Source organism: Buttiauxella sp. BIGb0552 (genome assembly GCF_004366275.1).
Taxonomy (GTDB): Bacteria; Pseudomonadota; Gammaproteobacteria; order Enterobacterales; family Enterobacteriaceae; genus Buttiauxella; species Buttiauxella gaviniae.
The window spans coordinates 251,565-269,422 of record NZ_SODY01000003.1 but is presented as its reverse complement, the minus strand read 5'-3'; the positions used below and the strand labels follow the sequence as shown (position 1 = coordinate 269,422).

Annotated in this window: 13 protein-coding genes; 12 read left to right on the top strand and 1 reads right to left on the bottom strand. The window is 46.7% G+C overall.

Annotation, left to right across the window (positions count from 1 at the left end; translation table 11 throughout):
• Positions 1-720: 720 nt before the first annotated feature.
• From EDF88_RS10255 to EDF88_RS10200, 12 genes are all read left to right on the top strand, one after another.
• Complete coding sequence (locus tag EDF88_RS10255) at positions 721-2,901, top strand: EAL domain-containing protein (protein ID WP_243839607.1); 2,181 nt, start codon at positions 721-723, stop codon at positions 2,899-2,901.
• A 129-nt stretch (positions 2,902-3,030) separates the two neighbouring features.
• Positions 3,031-5,130: a Cache 3/Cache 2 fusion domain-containing protein gene (locus tag EDF88_RS10250; protein ID WP_083962910.1), complete on the top strand. Its 2,100-nt coding sequence runs from the start codon at positions 3,031-3,033 to the stop codon at positions 5,128-5,130.
• Positions 5,117-6,184 (top strand): chemotaxis protein CheB, encoded by a 1,068-nt coding sequence (locus EDF88_RS10245; RefSeq protein WP_064513515.1) that lies wholly within the window; start codon positions 5,117-5,119, stop codon positions 6,182-6,184. The genes EDF88_RS10250 and EDF88_RS10245 overlap by 14 nt, the downstream gene beginning before the upstream one ends.
• A complete protein-coding gene (locus tag EDF88_RS10240) occupies positions 6,181-7,605 on the top strand; it encodes a protein-glutamate O-methyltransferase CheR (protein ID WP_134184530.1) in 1,425 nt (474 codons plus the stop codon). Before EDF88_RS10245 ends, EDF88_RS10240 begins: the two co-directional genes overlap by 4 nt.
• An 8-nt stretch (positions 7,606-7,613) precedes the next feature.
• Positions 7,614-9,758 carry a response regulator gene (locus EDF88_RS10235; protein WP_134184528.1) on the top strand — a complete coding sequence of 715 codons (2,145 nt, stop codon included), beginning with the start codon at positions 7,614-7,616 and terminating at the stop codon, positions 9,756-9,758.
• Between the two features lie 23 nt (positions 9,759-9,781).
• Complete coding sequence (locus EDF88_RS10230) at positions 9,782-10,150, top strand: response regulator (RefSeq protein WP_064513508.1); 369 nt, start codon at positions 9,782-9,784, stop codon at positions 10,148-10,150.
• A 33-nt stretch (positions 10,151-10,183) separates the two neighbouring features.
• Positions 10,184-11,845, top strand: a complete 1,662-nt coding sequence (locus tag EDF88_RS10225; protein WP_243839606.1) for a diguanylate cyclase — start codon at positions 10,184-10,186, stop codon at positions 11,843-11,845.
• Positions 11,842-12,366, top strand: coding sequence for a chemotaxis protein CheW (locus EDF88_RS10220; RefSeq protein ID WP_064513506.1), 525 nt, complete (start codon positions 11,842-11,844; stop codon positions 12,364-12,366). Before EDF88_RS10225 ends, EDF88_RS10220 begins: the two co-directional genes overlap by 4 nt.
• Positions 12,350-12,709 carry a hypothetical protein gene (locus EDF88_RS10215; protein ID WP_134184526.1) on the top strand — a complete coding sequence of 120 codons (360 nt, stop codon included), beginning with the start codon at positions 12,350-12,352 and terminating at the stop codon, positions 12,707-12,709. Before EDF88_RS10220 ends, EDF88_RS10215 begins: the two co-directional genes overlap by 17 nt.
• A gap of 220 nt (positions 12,710-12,929) precedes the next feature.
• Positions 12,930-13,940, top strand: a complete 1,011-nt coding sequence (locus EDF88_RS10210; protein WP_134184524.1) for a sensor domain-containing diguanylate cyclase — start codon at positions 12,930-12,932, stop codon at positions 13,938-13,940.
• Between the two features lie 39 nt (positions 13,941-13,979).
• Positions 13,980-15,161, top strand: coding sequence for an acetyl-CoA C-acetyltransferase (locus EDF88_RS10205; RefSeq protein WP_064513500.1), 1,182 nt, complete (start codon positions 13,980-13,982; stop codon positions 15,159-15,161).
• Between the two features lie 473 nt (positions 15,162-15,634).
• On the top strand, positions 15,635-16,330 hold the full coding sequence (locus tag EDF88_RS10200) for a porin (RefSeq protein WP_064513498.1): 696 nt from the start codon (positions 15,635-15,637) through the stop codon (positions 16,328-16,330).
• Between the two features lie 180 nt (positions 16,331-16,510).
• Here EDF88_RS10200 and EDF88_RS10195 read toward each other — a convergent pair whose 3' ends face one another.
• Positions 16,511-17,686 carry an oligogalacturonate lyase family protein gene (locus tag EDF88_RS10195; protein ID WP_134184522.1) on the bottom strand — a complete coding sequence of 392 codons (1,176 nt, stop codon included), beginning with the start codon at positions 17,684-17,686 and terminating at the stop codon, positions 16,511-16,513.
• Positions 17,687-17,858: the final 172 nt, after the last annotated feature.

Genomic DNA, 17,858 nt, shown 5'->3' with positions numbered 1-17,858 from the left:
AAACTTTGGTATTAACTCATTACTATATATTGTCTGGTTGTTGCTTTTATGTGAGTTTTTATGGGGTGCATCAGACGTTGCGTCAACAATAATGAACTATAGTGTAGTATTATTGATTGGATAATAAATAAAGGTAAAACGACGCGCCGGGACTATAGTTAACACTGCTAGTCAAGTCAATCATAATAAATGCATGCTAAAATACACCGCCACGTTGATTGATTCTCTTTAACGTCTGTATTAAATAAACACGTTAAGCACTATTGTGTATTGTCCTTCATTAAACATTATATAATTAGTTGTGCTTAATGATATTTTCTTTAATTTTGTTGTTTTTCAGTGTGTTGAGAGCTTGTTTTGTTAGGTATTAGATATTTTTAATTGTTTATGATTGTCCATTTTTACCTATAAATAGCTGTTCTTTTTTGTTCGAAAAATGAATACAATTAAAAATGACTTGAGGATGGATGCGGTTTTAACATTCATTAATCATAAATATTATTAAAGTTAAGCGTAATTGTTAGTTATTTGTTTTTATCACTGTTGGCTTGGAAGTGTGTATGTTCTTTTTTGCTATGGTGTGAATGTTAATTAATTACGGCATTTGTTTTAATTCATTATATCTGCTGCAAGATTTTTGTCCATTTAGCAATACACTCACCACATCACATTAATCACATACGAAAGCATACAAGACGGGTTAAATACTTGGACTCTACAGTGAGCAATAGCACAGCGTATACCAATAAACGGTGGGTTTTACCGCTGGTACTTCCGTGCCTGCTCTACTTACTGGCGCAACTACTTAGCAGTCATCTGATTTTTGATAATCATGTATTGGTAGTGTATGACCTGAGATTAGCGGCCCTGTCTGCTTTGCTGGTGTTGTTTGGCTACAGAGTCATTGCTGGAGTTACTCTGCTCGCGGTTTATACATTGATATACCGCCCGGAACCTGAAATCTATGAACTGTTTTGCTATCAGTTCGCAGCGTTGATCAGCTATTTCCTTTATAAACAGAGTACGGGTTGGCGTAGTGCGGCAAGTTTTGGTCGCATAACGCTCACGACCAAAAGAATTGTTTGGCTATGCATTTGTAATGCTTTGCTAAACACAGTTATGAGTGAAGTGATTTGCCTGTTTACGAACAACCATGTTGATTCGAAAATGGTTCTGGACCATGTTTTCAACTCGGAAGTTCTGGTCAGAATACAAGGGGTGATGAACGGGTGTGTTACCGGTATTCCTTTGTTTTATACAGTGTTAAGGATTATTTGCCGTCCCAGGTATTGGTTTACTTGCCTAAGGACGATGAAGGCTCAGTTTTCTGCAAGCGTGAGTTTCCCCCAATTTGCCGCGTGGTCGTTACTGCTGATTGCTCTGATGTACTGCCTGAATACTACTTACCAGGGCAACATCTTATTCACGTTTTATAGCCTGATATTAATCTTCCCGCTCATGCTATGGAGCTCTGTTCGTATCGGTTATGTTTTCACGGCGCCTGTCTGGACCGTAATGATGATCGTTTTGGCAAAGAACAACGTAAATTATATCGCGCTAAACGATGACTTCATGCTTCATCAGGTGTTTGTTTCAACGGCTATTTTTATCTTTACCCAGACCATTGTCATCATGGGCGTTTTGGCCAGATTCAATACGTTACGCTTCGAACAGTTGCTTCATATGGGGTTCACAGACCCCATGACCAACATGCCTAATCTCAGGGCATTAAAGGCTGATATAAAAGCATCCCCTAACTCTACCGTTTGTCTGATACAGGTCCCTGAAGTGGATCTGTTTGCCCGGCGATATGGCACGCACTTTCGTGCCAGATATCAGAAAAAACTAGCTGAAGAGTTACGCACAAAACTGAATGACGATGAAAAGGTTTACTACCACGCGGGCTACGGTCTGTTGCTGAAACTTGAGCAGCCGAGCTGGGGAAGACTTAGCATTCTGTACCGGTCAGCGAATACGTTTCGTTATTCCCATAATAACCAGCAACTCGGCTTTCGCAGTGGGCTTGGTTATTGCCGGGCCACACAATTCTGCAATGACGTTTACAGCCTGACAGGAAAGCTGGGCATCGTCTCCGGGCTATCAGTTGTGAGCGGCAAGCCTGAAAACCTCGAAGCTCAGTCCAGCCGCGAGATTGAAAACCATATTGTGGGCCGTACTGACATTCGCACAGTCTTACAGAAAACGCTGGATAACGACGCATTTGTCTTAATGGCGCAGCCCATCGTCAGTACTCGTGGTGAAGAGCGGTATCACGAAATACTGCTGCGAATGCTGGATGAAGAAGGTCGTTTTATTCCGCCTGATCGGTTCTTACCGGTGGCAACTGAAGCGGGCCTTGCGCCAGATATTGATTTGTGGGTCATTAAAAACACTTTAAAAACAATGCAGTTACATCCTGAGCACTGTTTTTCGATAAATCTGGCTCCGGTAACGGTGTGCCGTGCAAGTTTCGTTAATAGCGTGCAGTTATTGCTTACGCAGTTTGGCGTGGACCCACATCGCATCATCTTTGAAATAACCGAAGCTGATGCACTGTCGGATACCGAGCAATCTGAGAACACGGTTCGTTCGCTTAAGAGCCTGGGTTGTCGGGTTGCTATTGATGACTTCGGAACGGGCTTTTCAAGCCATGCCCGCTTAAGAGATGTCAGCGCCGATATTTTGAAAATCGACGGTTCATTTATCCGTGAAATTACGGAAAACGAACTCAGCCACTACATCGTTGAGTCGTTCTGCCATGTGGCAAGAATGAAGAATATGCAGGTAGTCGCTGAATATGTTGAAAACGAAAAGATTCAACGAACCCTTGAAAAAATGAACGTGGACTGGCTCCAGGGATACCACATCGGTAAGCCTGTGCCTTTACTAACGTTGGTATGAAATGGCTGTGAAAAATCACTCCCTTAGAATGATTTTTCTGGCCCTTACGCTCGCGTGTCCAGTGAGTACTGCACGTAGCAAGACATTAATTCGGCATTAATTTCACATTATCTAGATCACTGGAATCTCATGCATAAATTCTTAAACATGCAGCAACCCGCGGAAGCTGACGCCTTAGATACTACGGAAAAATTTCTGACATCATGGCTGCATAAGTTGCAAATCGGTGTCGCCATGAAGCTGGGCCTGATGCTGGTTTCATGCATTGGCATATTGTTGGTTGGTGCATCCTTCCTACTTTCATCTTACCTGGCGACTCAGTTGCAAGATAATGCGCTGGAGGTTCTGCGTTCAAATACGCGGATTTTCCACAATAACATCACCACTGAATACAAAAGGGTATTGCGGGACGCTGAACGTTATAGCAACGTTTATATTAATAATTACCAAAATATGTCCCCAGCTCCGCTGCATTCGCTGGATGAGAATGCCCTCAAAGATTTATTAAATGATACCAAAATCAATGCTCATTTCACTGAGTTAACCAGCGTATTCGCTTCCACCTTAGTGCGTGAAGGCGATCAGTTTGTGCGAGTTTCTTCTACCTTGCAGGGTAAAGAAGGAAAAATTGCCACTTCTACTGTTCTGAGCCATGACAACCCTGCATATACAGCGTTACTCAAAAACAAACCTTTCTCTGGTGTGGTGGTGATTTACGGAAAACAGTTCATTAGCCACTACGAACCGATTGCCGATAAATTCGGCCAGGTTGTCGGTGCGGTGGCAATTGGTTTTGACGTCAAACTTGCCTTGCAGCCGGTCATTAAAGAATTGTTAGCTGTGCATATCGGCGAGGGTGGCTACGCATATGTGTTGGATGCTGGGTTTAGTCCTGGTGCGATGGTTGCACACCCGACTCTGGTGAATCAGCATGTTGAAAACCTGACCGACGCTCACGGTTACAAGCGCTACGCCGATATTTTAGCGCGTAAAAACGGCACGATTTATTACGAAACTGTGAGTGGTTATGGCGCAGCGCCTCGCAAAAGAGTCGCGGTGTTTGAATATATTGATGGGATTAACTGGATCATCGCCACCACCAGTTATGTTGATGATGTTGCCCGCAGCAGCAACCTGGTACGCAATAGCCTGCTGCTTTTCAGCTTGCTGCTGATGCCGGTGATTTTGCTGTTGATTGCCGGAACCAGCCGAATCCTGATTTCCAAGCGCTTGCAGAACGTATTGAAAATTTCTCAATCGATTTCTCAAGGTGACCTTACCGTTGATATTCGTATCGATCATAAAGATGAAATCGGTGAACTGCTGAGCGCTAATGAAAAGATGCGGGCTTCTTTGCATGCGTTGGTAGGTGGGGTTGTTTCTCATGCTCATCACGTACATGAAGCGGCACTGAAAATTACTGAGGCTGTTGATGGCCAGGCTTCTACTAGTGTTGAAACCTCTTCTTCGGTAGCAGAAATCACTTCGACGATGGAAGAGTTGTCGGCTTCTTCTACGCAGATTGCCGAGCATTCTCGCGCAGTCGTAGACATTGCCAATGTGACTCTTGATGACTGTAACAAGGGTTCCGACTCAATGGGTGAATTGCTTACTCGCATGTCTGATATCGACAGCGACAACCAGCAAAGCATGCGCGAAATTATGATGCTCGGTAACAAGTCTAAAGAGATAAGCCGCGTGATGGTAATCATCAACAACGTAGCGGATCAGACTAAGCTCATTGCCTTCAATGCAGCGCTGGAAGCTTCAAGTGCTGGTGAGTCCGGTAAACGTTTCTCGGTGGTTGCAGCAGAAATTCGCCGTCTGGCAGACTCAGTGACTGAATCTACTTTTGAGATTGAGAATAAAATCAGCGAAATTCAGAACTCGATTAATCGCCTGGTTCTTAACGCAGAGAAAGGTAGCAACAGCATTAAAGCAGGTACCAAAGCCTGTAAAGTCAGCGCCGATCGTTTACACGATATTGTGGCTACAGCTGAGCAAACATCCACTGCTGCTATGCAGATTTCACTGTCGACTCAACAGCAGAAAACCGCAAGCAATCAGGTTGTTATGGCTTTGCGTGAAATCGTGGTTGCCAGTAATTATACCTCTCAATCAATTAAAGACATTCTGTCCATCAGCCAGGATATGACTCAGTTATCTGAAGAGTTGAACCAGGCCTCAGGGTCTTTCAAATTGACGGATAGACCTGATGAACAGGCCTAAAATCAGGGTGCTCATCGTCGATCATGGGAGTGTGTCGCGTAACTCCCTGATTCGACAGCTTGAGATTAACAACAACATCGAAGTCGTAGGCCAGGCAGTGCATCGCGAACAAGCGGCGACGCTGGTCCAAAAGATGGCTCCGCAACTTCTGTTGTTGACCTTAGGTGCGCCAGGTCCGGAAAACGTAGAAACCGTCGAAACGATCATGGCGACCTGCGCAATTCCTATCATGGTGATGCGCTATTATTCCGATGCGCAGTGGGATGCCGAGTTCATCACACGTGGAGCGCTGGCTGTGGTGAGCAACCAGGGGGACTCGGTGCTCGCGACCAAAGCCCTACACCGTCAGGTTGAAATGCTGGTCGGGGTTAAAGTGATTCGCCATATCCAGGGTTTGCGCCACCACCCCGAGGTTCAGCCCGATTGCGTTCAGGCTCCTGTCTTTGACGAGGCATATCACCGAGAGTGGCCTTATGTATTGGCAATCGCCTGCTCAACGGGTGGGCCGCAGGCGCTGAGCAAATTACTGCAGGCACTGCCTGCAGATTTTCCTTGCCCGATTATTATTGCTCAGCACATTGCCGACGGTTTTGCCAAAAGTATGGTGGAGTGGCTGGATAGCGTCACTGGACTTGTTGTTCAGCTTGCTCAGGAAAACGACGTCCTGTGTGCAGGCCATGTCTATATCCTGCCTCCCGAACACCATCTGGTGGTTAAGAAATACCATCGGTTAGCTGCCATTCCTCGTAAAACGAGCGATGTCTATCATCCGAGTTGTAACTTACTGCTGGAGTCCGTCGCTGAGGTTTATGGTGAAAAATCCGTCGGACTCATCATGACCGGTATGGGGAGTGATGGCTGCCATGGAATTGAAGCCATCTATAAAAAAGGCGGTAAAACGCTGGCTCAAGATGAAAACTCTTCTGTCGTGTTCGGTATGAATAAATTCGCCATCGATAAAAATATCATCCATAAAATTCTGCCGTTGGAAAAGCTTGCCGGGACTTTGTTATCGATGGCTCGCCTTGGGTCCTATGAGGGCAAACAACCATGATCCCAAATATTGCGGCCTTTAAAACACTTATCAAGGACAGAGTGGGCCTGCACTTTTTTAATGGCATGGAAGGATTGCTCAATGCGGCATTGCATCAGCGCATCTCTGAGCGCGGAAAAGAGAGCTTCGAAGAATACTATGAGATTCTCAGTGTCTCGACTGTCGAGTTCGACAAACTTCTTAGCCTGCTGACGATTAACGAAACCTACTTTTTCCGTGAGCCAGATGTGCTGGACATCATTTGCGATAAGCTGGTGCCACGCATTCTTGAGCAGCGCAGCGGCCCAGTGCGCATCTTAAGCGCAGGCTGTTCTTCGGGTGAAGAAGCCTACTCTCTGGCAATAAAACTTCATCAGAAATTCCACGATAAATTTACTGACAATGTGGATATTCACGGCTGTGACATTGACACAAAGATTCTGGATAAAGCCCGAGTGGCAAGTTATTCCAGCTACTCTTTCCGTGGTGTTGATCCGTTGTTGCAGCAAACCTATTTCACGCGCAACGGTAACCAGTTCCAGTTACACGATGTGATTCACAATAAAGTGAAGTTCCATCGCGCAAATATCGTCAAAGAACAGCTACAGCCCAAATTCGATATTATTTTGCTGCGTAACGTCTCCATCTATTTTGATGTCGAAACGCGCCGAGCGCTGCATTTTAATCTGCTGAACATGCTGCAACCGGAAGGGGCGCTCTTCTTTGGTAACGCGGAGACGCTGGCAAATAACTTTGGCATCCTGAAACTCAAGCAAGAGTTCGGCAATTTCTACTTTTGCCAGCCCCAGGCATCACGAACTCATGCTCCGGCACCCAGCGTACAGCCAAGAATTATTACTCCGGTTATTCCCGCCGAAGCACCATTTGTTGCCGCTCCTGTTCCTTCTGCACAGCAGTACGATAACTGGATTAAAAAGGCTCTAGCTTGCGTTACGGATAAACGCTTTGCCGAGGCGGAAGAGTGGATAGGCCAGGTGCTCGATAGCGATATTCATAATCAGGAAGCACTGGTTATCAAAGGAGCCATTGCGCTGGAAAAATGTGAATTCGAGCAAACGGCTCTGAGTGCGAAACACGTGCTGGAGCTGGATGAATGGTCTGCGGAAGCAAAAATGTTGCTCGGCATGGCAATGATGTGGCAGCAGCATACCCAACAAGCCATTGCCTGGTTTAAAGAGGTTGTTTATCAACAACCAAGTTATTGGCCTGCCCATTACTACCTTGCGGAAATGTACCGACAAAGTGAGTTATACCGCCCGGCCCAGCGGACCTACCGCATTACACTGCAATTACTCAACGCCGAAATGAACAATGCTGGGAACGCCTGCGCGCTGCGGCTGCCACTGTCATTTCCGAGTAATTCGTTTCGTTTTCTTTGTGAACATCAGTTGGCGCAGTTCACCACTCAGGATGGGCAATAGAGAACCGTATGGCTATCGATCTTAAAAAATTTGTGCTGCGCTTTATTGATGAAGCAAACGGCCATTTACATACCGTAAAAGAGGGGGCGTTCCTGCTCTCGTCTGGTCAAAATACCGACGCACAAATCGGAGAGATGTTCCGTGCGGCACACACCCTGAAAGGGGGCGCGCGTATGCTCAAATTACAAAGCATTGCCGATGTTACCCATCAGCTTGAAGAGATATTAAGTGAGCTACGAGATAAGAAACTCGAGCCTAACCAAAACCTTGGCACCTTAATTCTTCAGGCTTGCGACTACATTTCAAATCAACTGGCGCAGCTGTCGGCAAGTGAAGGTAATAATCAGCTGCCTCCGGCAGATGTTGCATTATGCGAGCAATTAGCCCGTGCCAGCCGTGGAGAAATAGACACAGCGGCTGATGAAGTGGTTAAAGCTCCGGTAGAAAAGCCAGTCACGATGCCATCGCTTGAAATATTAGACGGTGGGTTAAAACAGGCGGGTTCGGTACGCGTTAAGCTCGACAAACTCGATGACCTGATTAACATCCTCGGTGAAGTTGTCGCCAGTCATGACCGCCTTGAGCAGCAGGTACAGAGTTTAGTTAATCTGGGGCCGCGTATCTCTCACATGGATGTAGAACAACTGCGCAAGCAGGTCCTGCAATTCAGCCGCAAGCTAAAAGAAGATTTTCAGGTTCAGCATCTTCAGATGTACGAACTTTATGATGTTGCCACCACCATTCGTATGCTTCCTGTTTCGATGCTCTTTGAGCCGGTCTCTATGCAGGTGCGTGAATTAGCGGCCTCCCTGAATAAGCAGGTGGATTGCCGCATTTTAGGTGGCGAAGTTGAGATCGACAGACAATTAATAGACAGACTTTCCGAGCCGCTAACCCACCTGCTGCGTAATGCTATCGACCACGGTATTGGTGAAGCGGCTGAACGCGTAGCACTTGGGAAGTCGGCTCGTGGCACCATCACGCTGACGACTCAGCAAGACGGGCGCGGAATTTTGTTACGCGTAGAAGATGATGGTCGTGGTCTGGATTACCCGGCGATTCGCTCTAAAGCAGTGGCTCGTGGTTTGGTTGATGCAGCTGTTGTTGATCAGCTTTCAGAGCTCGAATGTAACGAGCTTATTTTCCACCCGGGTTTCTCAACCAGCAAGATTGTCACTGAATTATCCGGCCGTGGTGTGGGCCTGGATATTGTTCGCAAGACTATTGTGACTGATTTACAAGGCACGCTTCAGGTCCATAGCCGCCCAGGGCAAGGCACCACCTTTATAATTAGGCTGCCCATTTCTCTGGCAATGATGCGCATTTTGCAGTTTGAACAGCAGAACCATCTTTTTGGCCTTGCTGCTCAGTATGTCGTTGAGGTTGTTAAATATTCTCGTGGTGAAGTTCGTGACATTGCCGGTCGTCCGGCAATTATTCTGCACAACGAATTTATCCCGGTTATCTCAGCTGCCGAATTACTGCGCATCAACGAGAGGCCCGGAGGGCAAAACTCATCGGCCTCTAATGCGAGCGACTTGCTGCTTATCATCATTCAGAACCAGTTTGGCAAGATGGCGATGCTGGTGGACCGATTGCTCGACGAACGCAGCATGATGATTAAGCCTCTGCCAAAGCATATGCAGCAGCAGCCGCTTGTCTCCGGCATGGTTCTGAGCCAGGACAACCAACTGGTCAGTATCTTGCAAGTTCCGGTTCTGATGGAGATGGCACAAAAACAAGGGCAGCCACGGACTGCTGCACCTAAGCCGCAGGTTCGACAGAACTCATGGCATGTGCTGATAGTCGATGACTCATTGAATACGCGTGAAATTGAGAAAAACGTTCTGGAAGCACACGGCTATCAGGTCACGCTCGCCGAAGATGGATTCTCGGGGTTACAAAAAGCGCGTCTAACACAGTTTGACGCAGTATTGACGGACGTAGAAATGCCTGTGATGGATGGATTCTCGCTCACTAAAGCATTGCGTGCCGAAGATAACTACCAACATATTCCGATTATTATCGTGACTTCACGGGCTAAAGAAGAAGATCGCCGCCGAGGAATCCAGGTGGGTGCGGATGCATATATAGCCAAGGGTGATTTCGAACAGGACAGCCTCATAGAAACATTAAAAATGCTTTTATGCTAAAGGCTTAAAAAGTGAGAAAAGAGATGCGTGTTTTATTAGTTGATGATGATTTGTTTGCCGCTGAATTGGCTTCGGTATTTCTGGAAATGAGCGGCTATGAAGTGGTGCTTGCTGAAAGTGCAATGACCGCATTAGCCAATCTTGATTCTGATGATGGAATCGATTTGGTCATCAGCGATTTCCATATGCCGGAAATTACCGGGCTGGATCTATTAGAGGTTTTGCGGGCCAACGGTTGGAAAAAACCTTTTATTTTACTCAGCGCCAGTGAGATGACAGACATCACCATCATCCCAGATTGCTGGGTGAAGAAAGACGAGAATATGGCAGAAAGACTGGTGGCTGTAGTGAATGAATTACTTAAGCCAGATGCTGCGGATGAGCAAATATAAATCATGATAAAACAAGAATTTATGCAGAATACGATGAATACTGCTCAAGATAAAATCGCTCGTTTGCGTCAGCGCTTTTTGCAGCGTATTCCCGTGATGTTGGACCAGGCTGATGGGCTGCTGGCGAAATTAGTCGTTGAGCCGAACGAAGTGGATAGTAAGCAATTGCACCTTTTGTTGCATAGCATCCACGGAACCAGCGCGTCGTTTGGGTTCACGAAAATTGCCAGCCAGGCTGCTGAAGGTGAGCATCTGCTGGTGAGCCATTCTGTTTCGGATACGAAGTACGCCAAGCTTGGCGAGATAATGCGGCAGTTATATGCATTAACTGAAGAGCAGGCGGAGAGCGCACGTCGTGGGGCAGATTCTTTAGTTAAGTTCCCCATAGCGGCTTCTACTCAGGAAGAGGTTGCGATTAACCGCACCATTAAGCCTGTTTATCTGTGTGATGATGAATGCGATCAGGCTGAATTACTGGCAACCCAACTTCGCTGCTTTGGCTTTATCTGTTATGTGTTTACCAACACGGCAGATTTTACCAAAGCAGTGTTATCACAGCCGCCGTCAGTGGTCATTATGGATGTCAGCTTCCCGGATAACGCTTATGGCGGCCCGCTTGCGATGTCTGACCTGAGAAGTAAAGTCGGCACACCTTTCCCGGTGCTTTATCTTTCCTGCCATAGCCATTTCCACGCCCGCATCAATGCGATTAAAGCGGGATGTGATGGTTACTATGTGAAACCTGCATCAACCACCGATTTAGTTCAGGAGCTGCACCGCTTAACGCAGCCGTCACTGAAAAAACCGTATCAGGTTTTACTGATTGATGATGAGCCCGAAGTCGCGCAATACAATGCCGAAATGCTGCGTATGGCGGGAATGGAAGTGCATGTTCTTACCCAGGTTCCGCACCTGCTCAATGTTCTCAATACCCATCCGATCGATATTGTTCTGATGGATTTCCACATGCCGGATTACAGTGGCGAAGAACTGACAAAACTGATTCGTCAGATCCCACAACATATCGGTTTGCCAATCGCCTATCTCTCCAGCGAAACCAATAAGAAAACCCAGTTTGGGGCGATGAGCACCGGTGCGGAAGATTTTATTATTAAGCAGGCCGATCCGCAGGAGTTAATTAATGCGGTTTCAATTCGAGCAGAAAGAATGCGTACGCTGCGTGCTCGTATGTCTCAGGATAGTTTGACGGGCCTGTATAACCACTCAACGACGACGCATTATCTGGAAAGCGCGATCACCGAGTCCAACTACAGCGGCATTCCATTTAGTCTGGTCATGGTCGATTTAGACCACTTTAAAAATATCAATGATACCTACGGCCATGTTGCGGGCGATCAGGTGATTCTGGGTATCTCACAGCTTTTCTCACATCGTTTACGCAGCACCGATATTGTGGGGCGCTATGGCGGGGAAGAGTTTGCGATAATTATGCCGGCCACCACCAAAGAACAGGCCGCCGCAGTGGTTGAAAGACTGCGTCAGGGATTTGAAAAAATTCACTTCTCAGTCAATCAGACTAACTTCAGCAATACCTTCAGTGCGGGAATTGCCTCCTGGCATCCGGGAGACAAAATAGAAACTATCCGCGAACGTGCAGACCAGGCTCTATATTCTGCAAAACAGCATGGCCGTAACCGTTATTGTATTGCTGATGATAATAAGGAAGTGGCATGAGCGAGCCATTAGAGCAAATACTCAGTCTTTATCAGGATGAGCATCGGGAAATTGCCAACGTTGATGAACCGCAATGTAGCCTTGTTTTGTTTAAGCAAGCTGACAAAAACTTTGCTTTTTACGGTTCGCAAATAAAAGAGATCCTGGCCGAGCGCCCTGTTTCATGGGTGCCGGGCTGCCCGCCTTCTCTTGAAGGGGTGATTAATCATCGCGGTCGCGTTGAGTCGGTGATTAACATAAATCGGCTAATTGAAACCGCGGGGCAGGATGTACCAGGCAAACGCACCATTCTTATTGGCCGTGGTAATAAAATGCAAAGCGGGGTTCTTATCGATAAATTAATAGATGTGCTGGATGTGGCTGAAAGCCTTATTCATCCAGCGGCTGATAATTTATCTGCTGCCATGCAAAAAGTGGTGGTCGGGATCGTTCCTGTCGGGCACGAGTATTTTGCGCTGCTGGATTTGAATTTAGTCTTTGAGCGTTATCTGGAAACCAGCGGCTATGACTCACTCGCTTAGTCTTGCGGCAGTAAGAATCACTCTCGGGAATATGCATTTTTATATTCCGACATCGCAGGTGCAGCGCTGTGTGCTGGCAGTGCACGATACACCAGAAATACAGCGATTTAGCCATTGGTTAGGGCTGCCGGATGAACCGCAGCGCGGCATGCATCTGCATTTATTGGTGCCTGCGAGCAATGTCGCAAACGGATGGTATTTCTGGGGAGAGCTGGAAAATGTGGTACTGCTGCAAAATGAAATACTCCCTCTGCCTGTGATACTGCAGCAATGCTGCAAATTACCCGGGCTGCGTGCGCTGGTGCAGGATGAAAGCCTGAGTCCGTTATTAAGCTGGCGGTGAATCTTACACCGCCTGCTCTCTTCGTTATCACCACGTCGATTTCGCAGACAACTCTCTGAGCTACACACTTCTCCAATCTTCTGAACAAATGAATCCATCCACTGGAAGCAGACTCCCATTTGTCATATTTGGCAGGGGAAGTCGTATGAAAAATATGTTAAAAACGTGCGCATCTGAGCCTTACATCTGTACGATTAATTAAAAAGGTATACCCGATTTTATGTCTGACAATCTTATCGAGCGCATTTCCACCGCGTTAGAATCTGAATACACTCTTGAGGGACTTGTCCGACAGCTGCTGGAAATGCTCGAACTGGTAACCAATATGGAGTCAACTTATCTGACTCGAATCGAACCTGATGGCAGTTTCCAACATATTCTTTTTGCTCGTAATTCCCGACATATGCAAATTCCTGAAGGGCTTTGCGTGCCGTGGGGTGACACGCTTTGCAAGCGCGCACTCGACGAAGGAAAGCGCTATACCTGCGATGTAGCGAATGTATGGGGCGATTCCCAGGCCGCGAAGGCATTAGGTATTACCACTTACGTCAGTACGCCAGTCACGCTTGCGGATGGTTCTTTATATGGAACACTTTGCGCAGCCAGTTCTGAGCATCGCATTTTGACCGAGCGTAGCGAGCAAGTCCTGCAATTGTTTGCGCAGTTGATTGCTCAGCAAATTCAAAATGAACAGCTTTTGCAGCAACTTCAACAGGCAAATGCCGCGCTTACCACCGCCAGCTATACTGATGAACTGACCGGGCTGCCTAATCGTCGAGCTGTATTTGAACAGTTACCGAAACTCTTTTCGCAGGCTCGTAATGATGCGCGCTTTGTGTTGTTGGCTTTTGCTGATCTTGATGATTTCAAAGAAATTAATGACGCTTATGGTCATGGCGTTGGCGACAGCTTTCTGTGCGCAATTGGGCGGCGTTTACAAGAAGGAACGCGTCCTGATGAAATCATTGGACGTGTTGGTGGTGATGAGTTTGTTGTGGCAAGCGTTGGGCCTTCAGCCTCTGATGAGGCTCTACAAGCGGCGCAGGCATTCAAAATTAGGCTGGCAAACTTGCTGACTGGCGAGTATCAGCTACATTCCAGTGTGATTAATTATGCGGGCCCCAGCATTGGTGTTGTCGCAGTCAACCCAGCAGATACCGATCACGATTTAGCTTTGCGTGAAGCTGATGCGGCAATGTACATCGAAAAAGATCGTCGCCGGGGCTTATAACCTTTCCAGAAAAGCAGTCGCAACGTTGCGGAGATAATGATGAAAGATGTTGTGATCGTGGGGGCTGCACGAACGCCTATTGGCTGCTTTCAAGGGGCTCTTTCACCACGTAGCGCTTCGGAACTGGGGAGTGCGGTGGTTAAAGCGCTACTAGAACGCAGCGGCGTAAGTGAACAAGAAGTTGATGAAGTGATTCTGGGCCAGGTTCTAACTGCGGGCGCGGGGCAAAACCCCGCGCGACAAACCGCACTAAATAGTGGTTTGCCTTGGTCTGTTTCCGCTATCACTATTAATGATGTTTGTGGCTCCGGCTTAAAAGCACTTCATCTTGCGACGCAGGCGATTCAGTGCGGTGAAGCTGATGTGGTGATTGCTGGTGGCCAGGAGAATATGAGTCGCGCACCACACGTTTTGGCCGATAGCCGTAACGGTGCAGGCCTGGGTAATAGCCAACTTATCGACAGCTTGGTTCACGATGGATTGTGGGATGCCTTCAACGACTACCATATGGGCGTGACGGCTGAAAACCTTGCGCGTGAATATGGTATCAGCCGTGAAAGTCAGGATGCCTACGCTCTGGCATCGCAGCATAAAGCGCGGGCAGCGATTGATGCCGGGCGTTTTAAAGATGAAATTGTGCCGGTGACTGTTGAACTCAACTCCGGGAAATCAGTAGTTGTCGATACTGACGAACAGCCACGTACCGATGCCAGTGCTGAAGCCCTGGCGCAACTGCGCCCAACCTTCGATATTCTGGGAAGCGTAACGGCGGGAAATGCCTCTTCTATTAATGATGGTGCCGCGGCTGTGTTAATGATGAGTGCCAGCAAAGCCGAAGAGCTCAATTTACCAGTTCTGGCTCGTATCAGAGCATTTGCAAGCGTTGGTGTTGATCCTGCGTATATGGGCATTGCGCCTGTGACAGCTACGCAGCGTTGCCTTGAGCGAGCAGGATGGTCGCTTGATGAGTTGGATCTGATTGAAGCGAATGAGGCCTTTGCGGCGCAGGCGCTTTCGGTGGGAAAAATGCTTGAATGGGATGAGCGCAAAGTGAATGTCAACGGTGGCGCGTTGGCGTTGGGGCATCCAATTGGTGCCTCTGGTTGTCGAATCCTGGTTTCACTCGTGCATGAAATGATTAAGCGTGATGCCAAAAAAGGCCTGGCGACGTTGTGTATTGGAGGCGGGCAGGGCGTCGCTTTAGCCATCGAGAGAGATTAACGCCCTGCACAGTCCTGTTTATCAATAGAAAGGCACCTTCGTTATGAAGGTGCCTTTTTCTTTGAACGGGATCTCATTGTTATGATTATTTTTCCCTTGTTAAGAACCCTTCAGCTCATTTGCCTTAACCCTCATTCTGTGTAAATAATTTTATTGTAATTCCCTCCGTTATTATTCGAATTAAAATGAATTAAAGGGGGGCTGTAGTTTTATTAAAGTCACAAAAATGGTTTATGTAAATAAATTAAAACATTATTGAAATGATGTTTTATTGGCGGACCTTGCATTTTTCGCGTGATGGATGTCGCTTAATTTCGATACGAATTGTTTGTTTTGTTGATAGCCGTCACGAAGATTACCATGTGTTAATTTTGACATAAATATTTACGATCTTGATCACTAAAATGATGTTCATTTAAAAATAAAATTCAGTTTCATAATAATGAAACGATATTTCAATGAGGGATTTATTTATGTTGAAGAAAACTCTGGGTCTGGCAATGTTGATTGGTGCTTCTTTTGCAGCTCAAGCTGTGACCGTCGACTTACGCCATGAATTCATTGACGGTGGTAAAACGGACTCAACCAACGCCGATCGCGTCTCAGTTTCACATCGTTTTGCAAATGGTTTCGGTTTCTCTGTAGAAGCGAAATGGAAATCAGGCGGTGATAATACCGATCAGCCATTTAGTGACTTTGTTGGTAATGGCCATGAAGAAGCTATTAGCTGGCAATGGAAAGCCGATAAAAATTTCTCTGTAACACCTGGTTTTAATATTGAAAGTAACGATAGCCGTTCTATCTATAAGCCAAACTTACGTGTGCAATATAGCTTCGACAATGGCTTCTATGTTGCTGCTCGTTACCGTTATGATTACACCCGCTACCCGGCTAATGCTAAGAAAGATGACGATAAAGTCAACCGTGGTGACGCATGGGCAGGCTTCGTGATGGGGGACTGGCGTACCGAGCTAAACTATGTTTATGCACGTAGTGAAGAGGGTAATGCTCGTAATAATAACAAGCCTTATTCTCAGGAATACAACGTGAAGTTGGCTTATAAATTGGATAAAAACTGGGCTCCATATGGTGAAGTCGGTAACGTAGGGGTAAATGATCGCGATGACCGTCAGACCCGTTTACGTGTCGGTGTTGCATACTCCTTCTGATAGTTTAATCCTTTAATATCCTCTCCCAGCCTCTGCTATTAGCAGAGGCTTTTTTATATTTGAATATGACATAAAGCAATTAGTTTTAAGTACACAGTCAATACCCTAAATAAATAGATATAAAAAAGCCCTCTCATAAAGAGAAGGCAAGGCCTACACAGGGCACACTATGTTTATTTATCAGGCAGAAATTAACTCTGGGTTAGTAGGCATTTTGGCAATATACAGTGCAGGCTTACCATCTTTATCTGAGCTGAATAAGATGGCACTGTCATCCGGAGTAAATGAAGGATGCGGATGCGTAACCTGGCGGCTATTAGCAAAAGTTGCCCAGGAAGTATCGTGGCGAGCTACGCGGAAATAAGCTTTTTTCGCTACATCGAAGGCATATAAATACGGATCGTTGTCGATGGTATAACCACTAGTATCTTTAACGTCGACCGGAGTACCCGAACCGTCACCCACCAGCAGCGAACCATCGAAGTTACTCATCAGGTGTGAACATGCTGGCATCTGCATGACTTCTGTATTTTCGCCGTTATCCGGATTGTAGCTATAAATAGTACGGCCTTGCTGGCCTTTCAGGTAGGAAACGTACATTAAGGACGAACCGTTCGGCACCCAGAATTCATGCGTGCAGCTTTCGCCTTCGGCGTGCTCTTTTACTTTGCGCACGTTGCTACCATCTTCGTTGACCATCCACATACGTGCATCAACCAGGTCGTGTGGACCTTCGTGACAGAACGCAACGGTGTTGTCATCGAACGGGCGGTAGATTGGGTGGCCGAGCCAGTTTTTTTCCTGGTGGATAACGGCACTTTCACCGGTTTGCAGATCAACACGCAGCAAGCGGCAGTTTGGTCCTTTATGGAAAAAGTCATGGAAGATCTTCCAGTCGTTTAACGGTACCCAATCATCTTTGGAGATTTCGATACCCACAAGTTTTGTGCAATCGCTGTTGGCAACCCATGTTCCGTAACCAACCCAGTCAGCAGGCACACGATAAACTTCACGTTCAACCAGCGTTTCAAGGTTAACTTCCAGCAGCGTGCGTTCGTTCTTCACATAATAGAGAGATTTGTCATCCGGGGAGAGGAAGCCACCAAAGGTGTTGTCGCCAGTGCCTTCAGTTAATTGCACCGCTTCGGCGGCGGCGATATCCAGCAGATAATAGTTCCAGTCACCGTCAAATTCGCCAGCAAACAGTAGCTTACTGCCATCCTGAGTGAAGCATTTTTGATAGAAGTAATTGCGATGGCACGTTACTTCTGGTGGCGTTAAACGGGTGACTTCGACGCCTGTGTCTGGGTCCTGACTCACTTCATAAACCAGCTTAACCCGCATACCTTTAGCCATGATGCTCTCCTTAAAATGACAATTCATATACCCGTCATTCTTCAAGCAGCAGGGGGGGCTGCAACTCGAATGCTAACGGGTATTCGGTGAAAGTTATGTTCAAAATCTTGGTGTTAATTTATCAAAACATTGTTTCAATATGTGTGATTGCATTCACTAAACTGCAAAACCA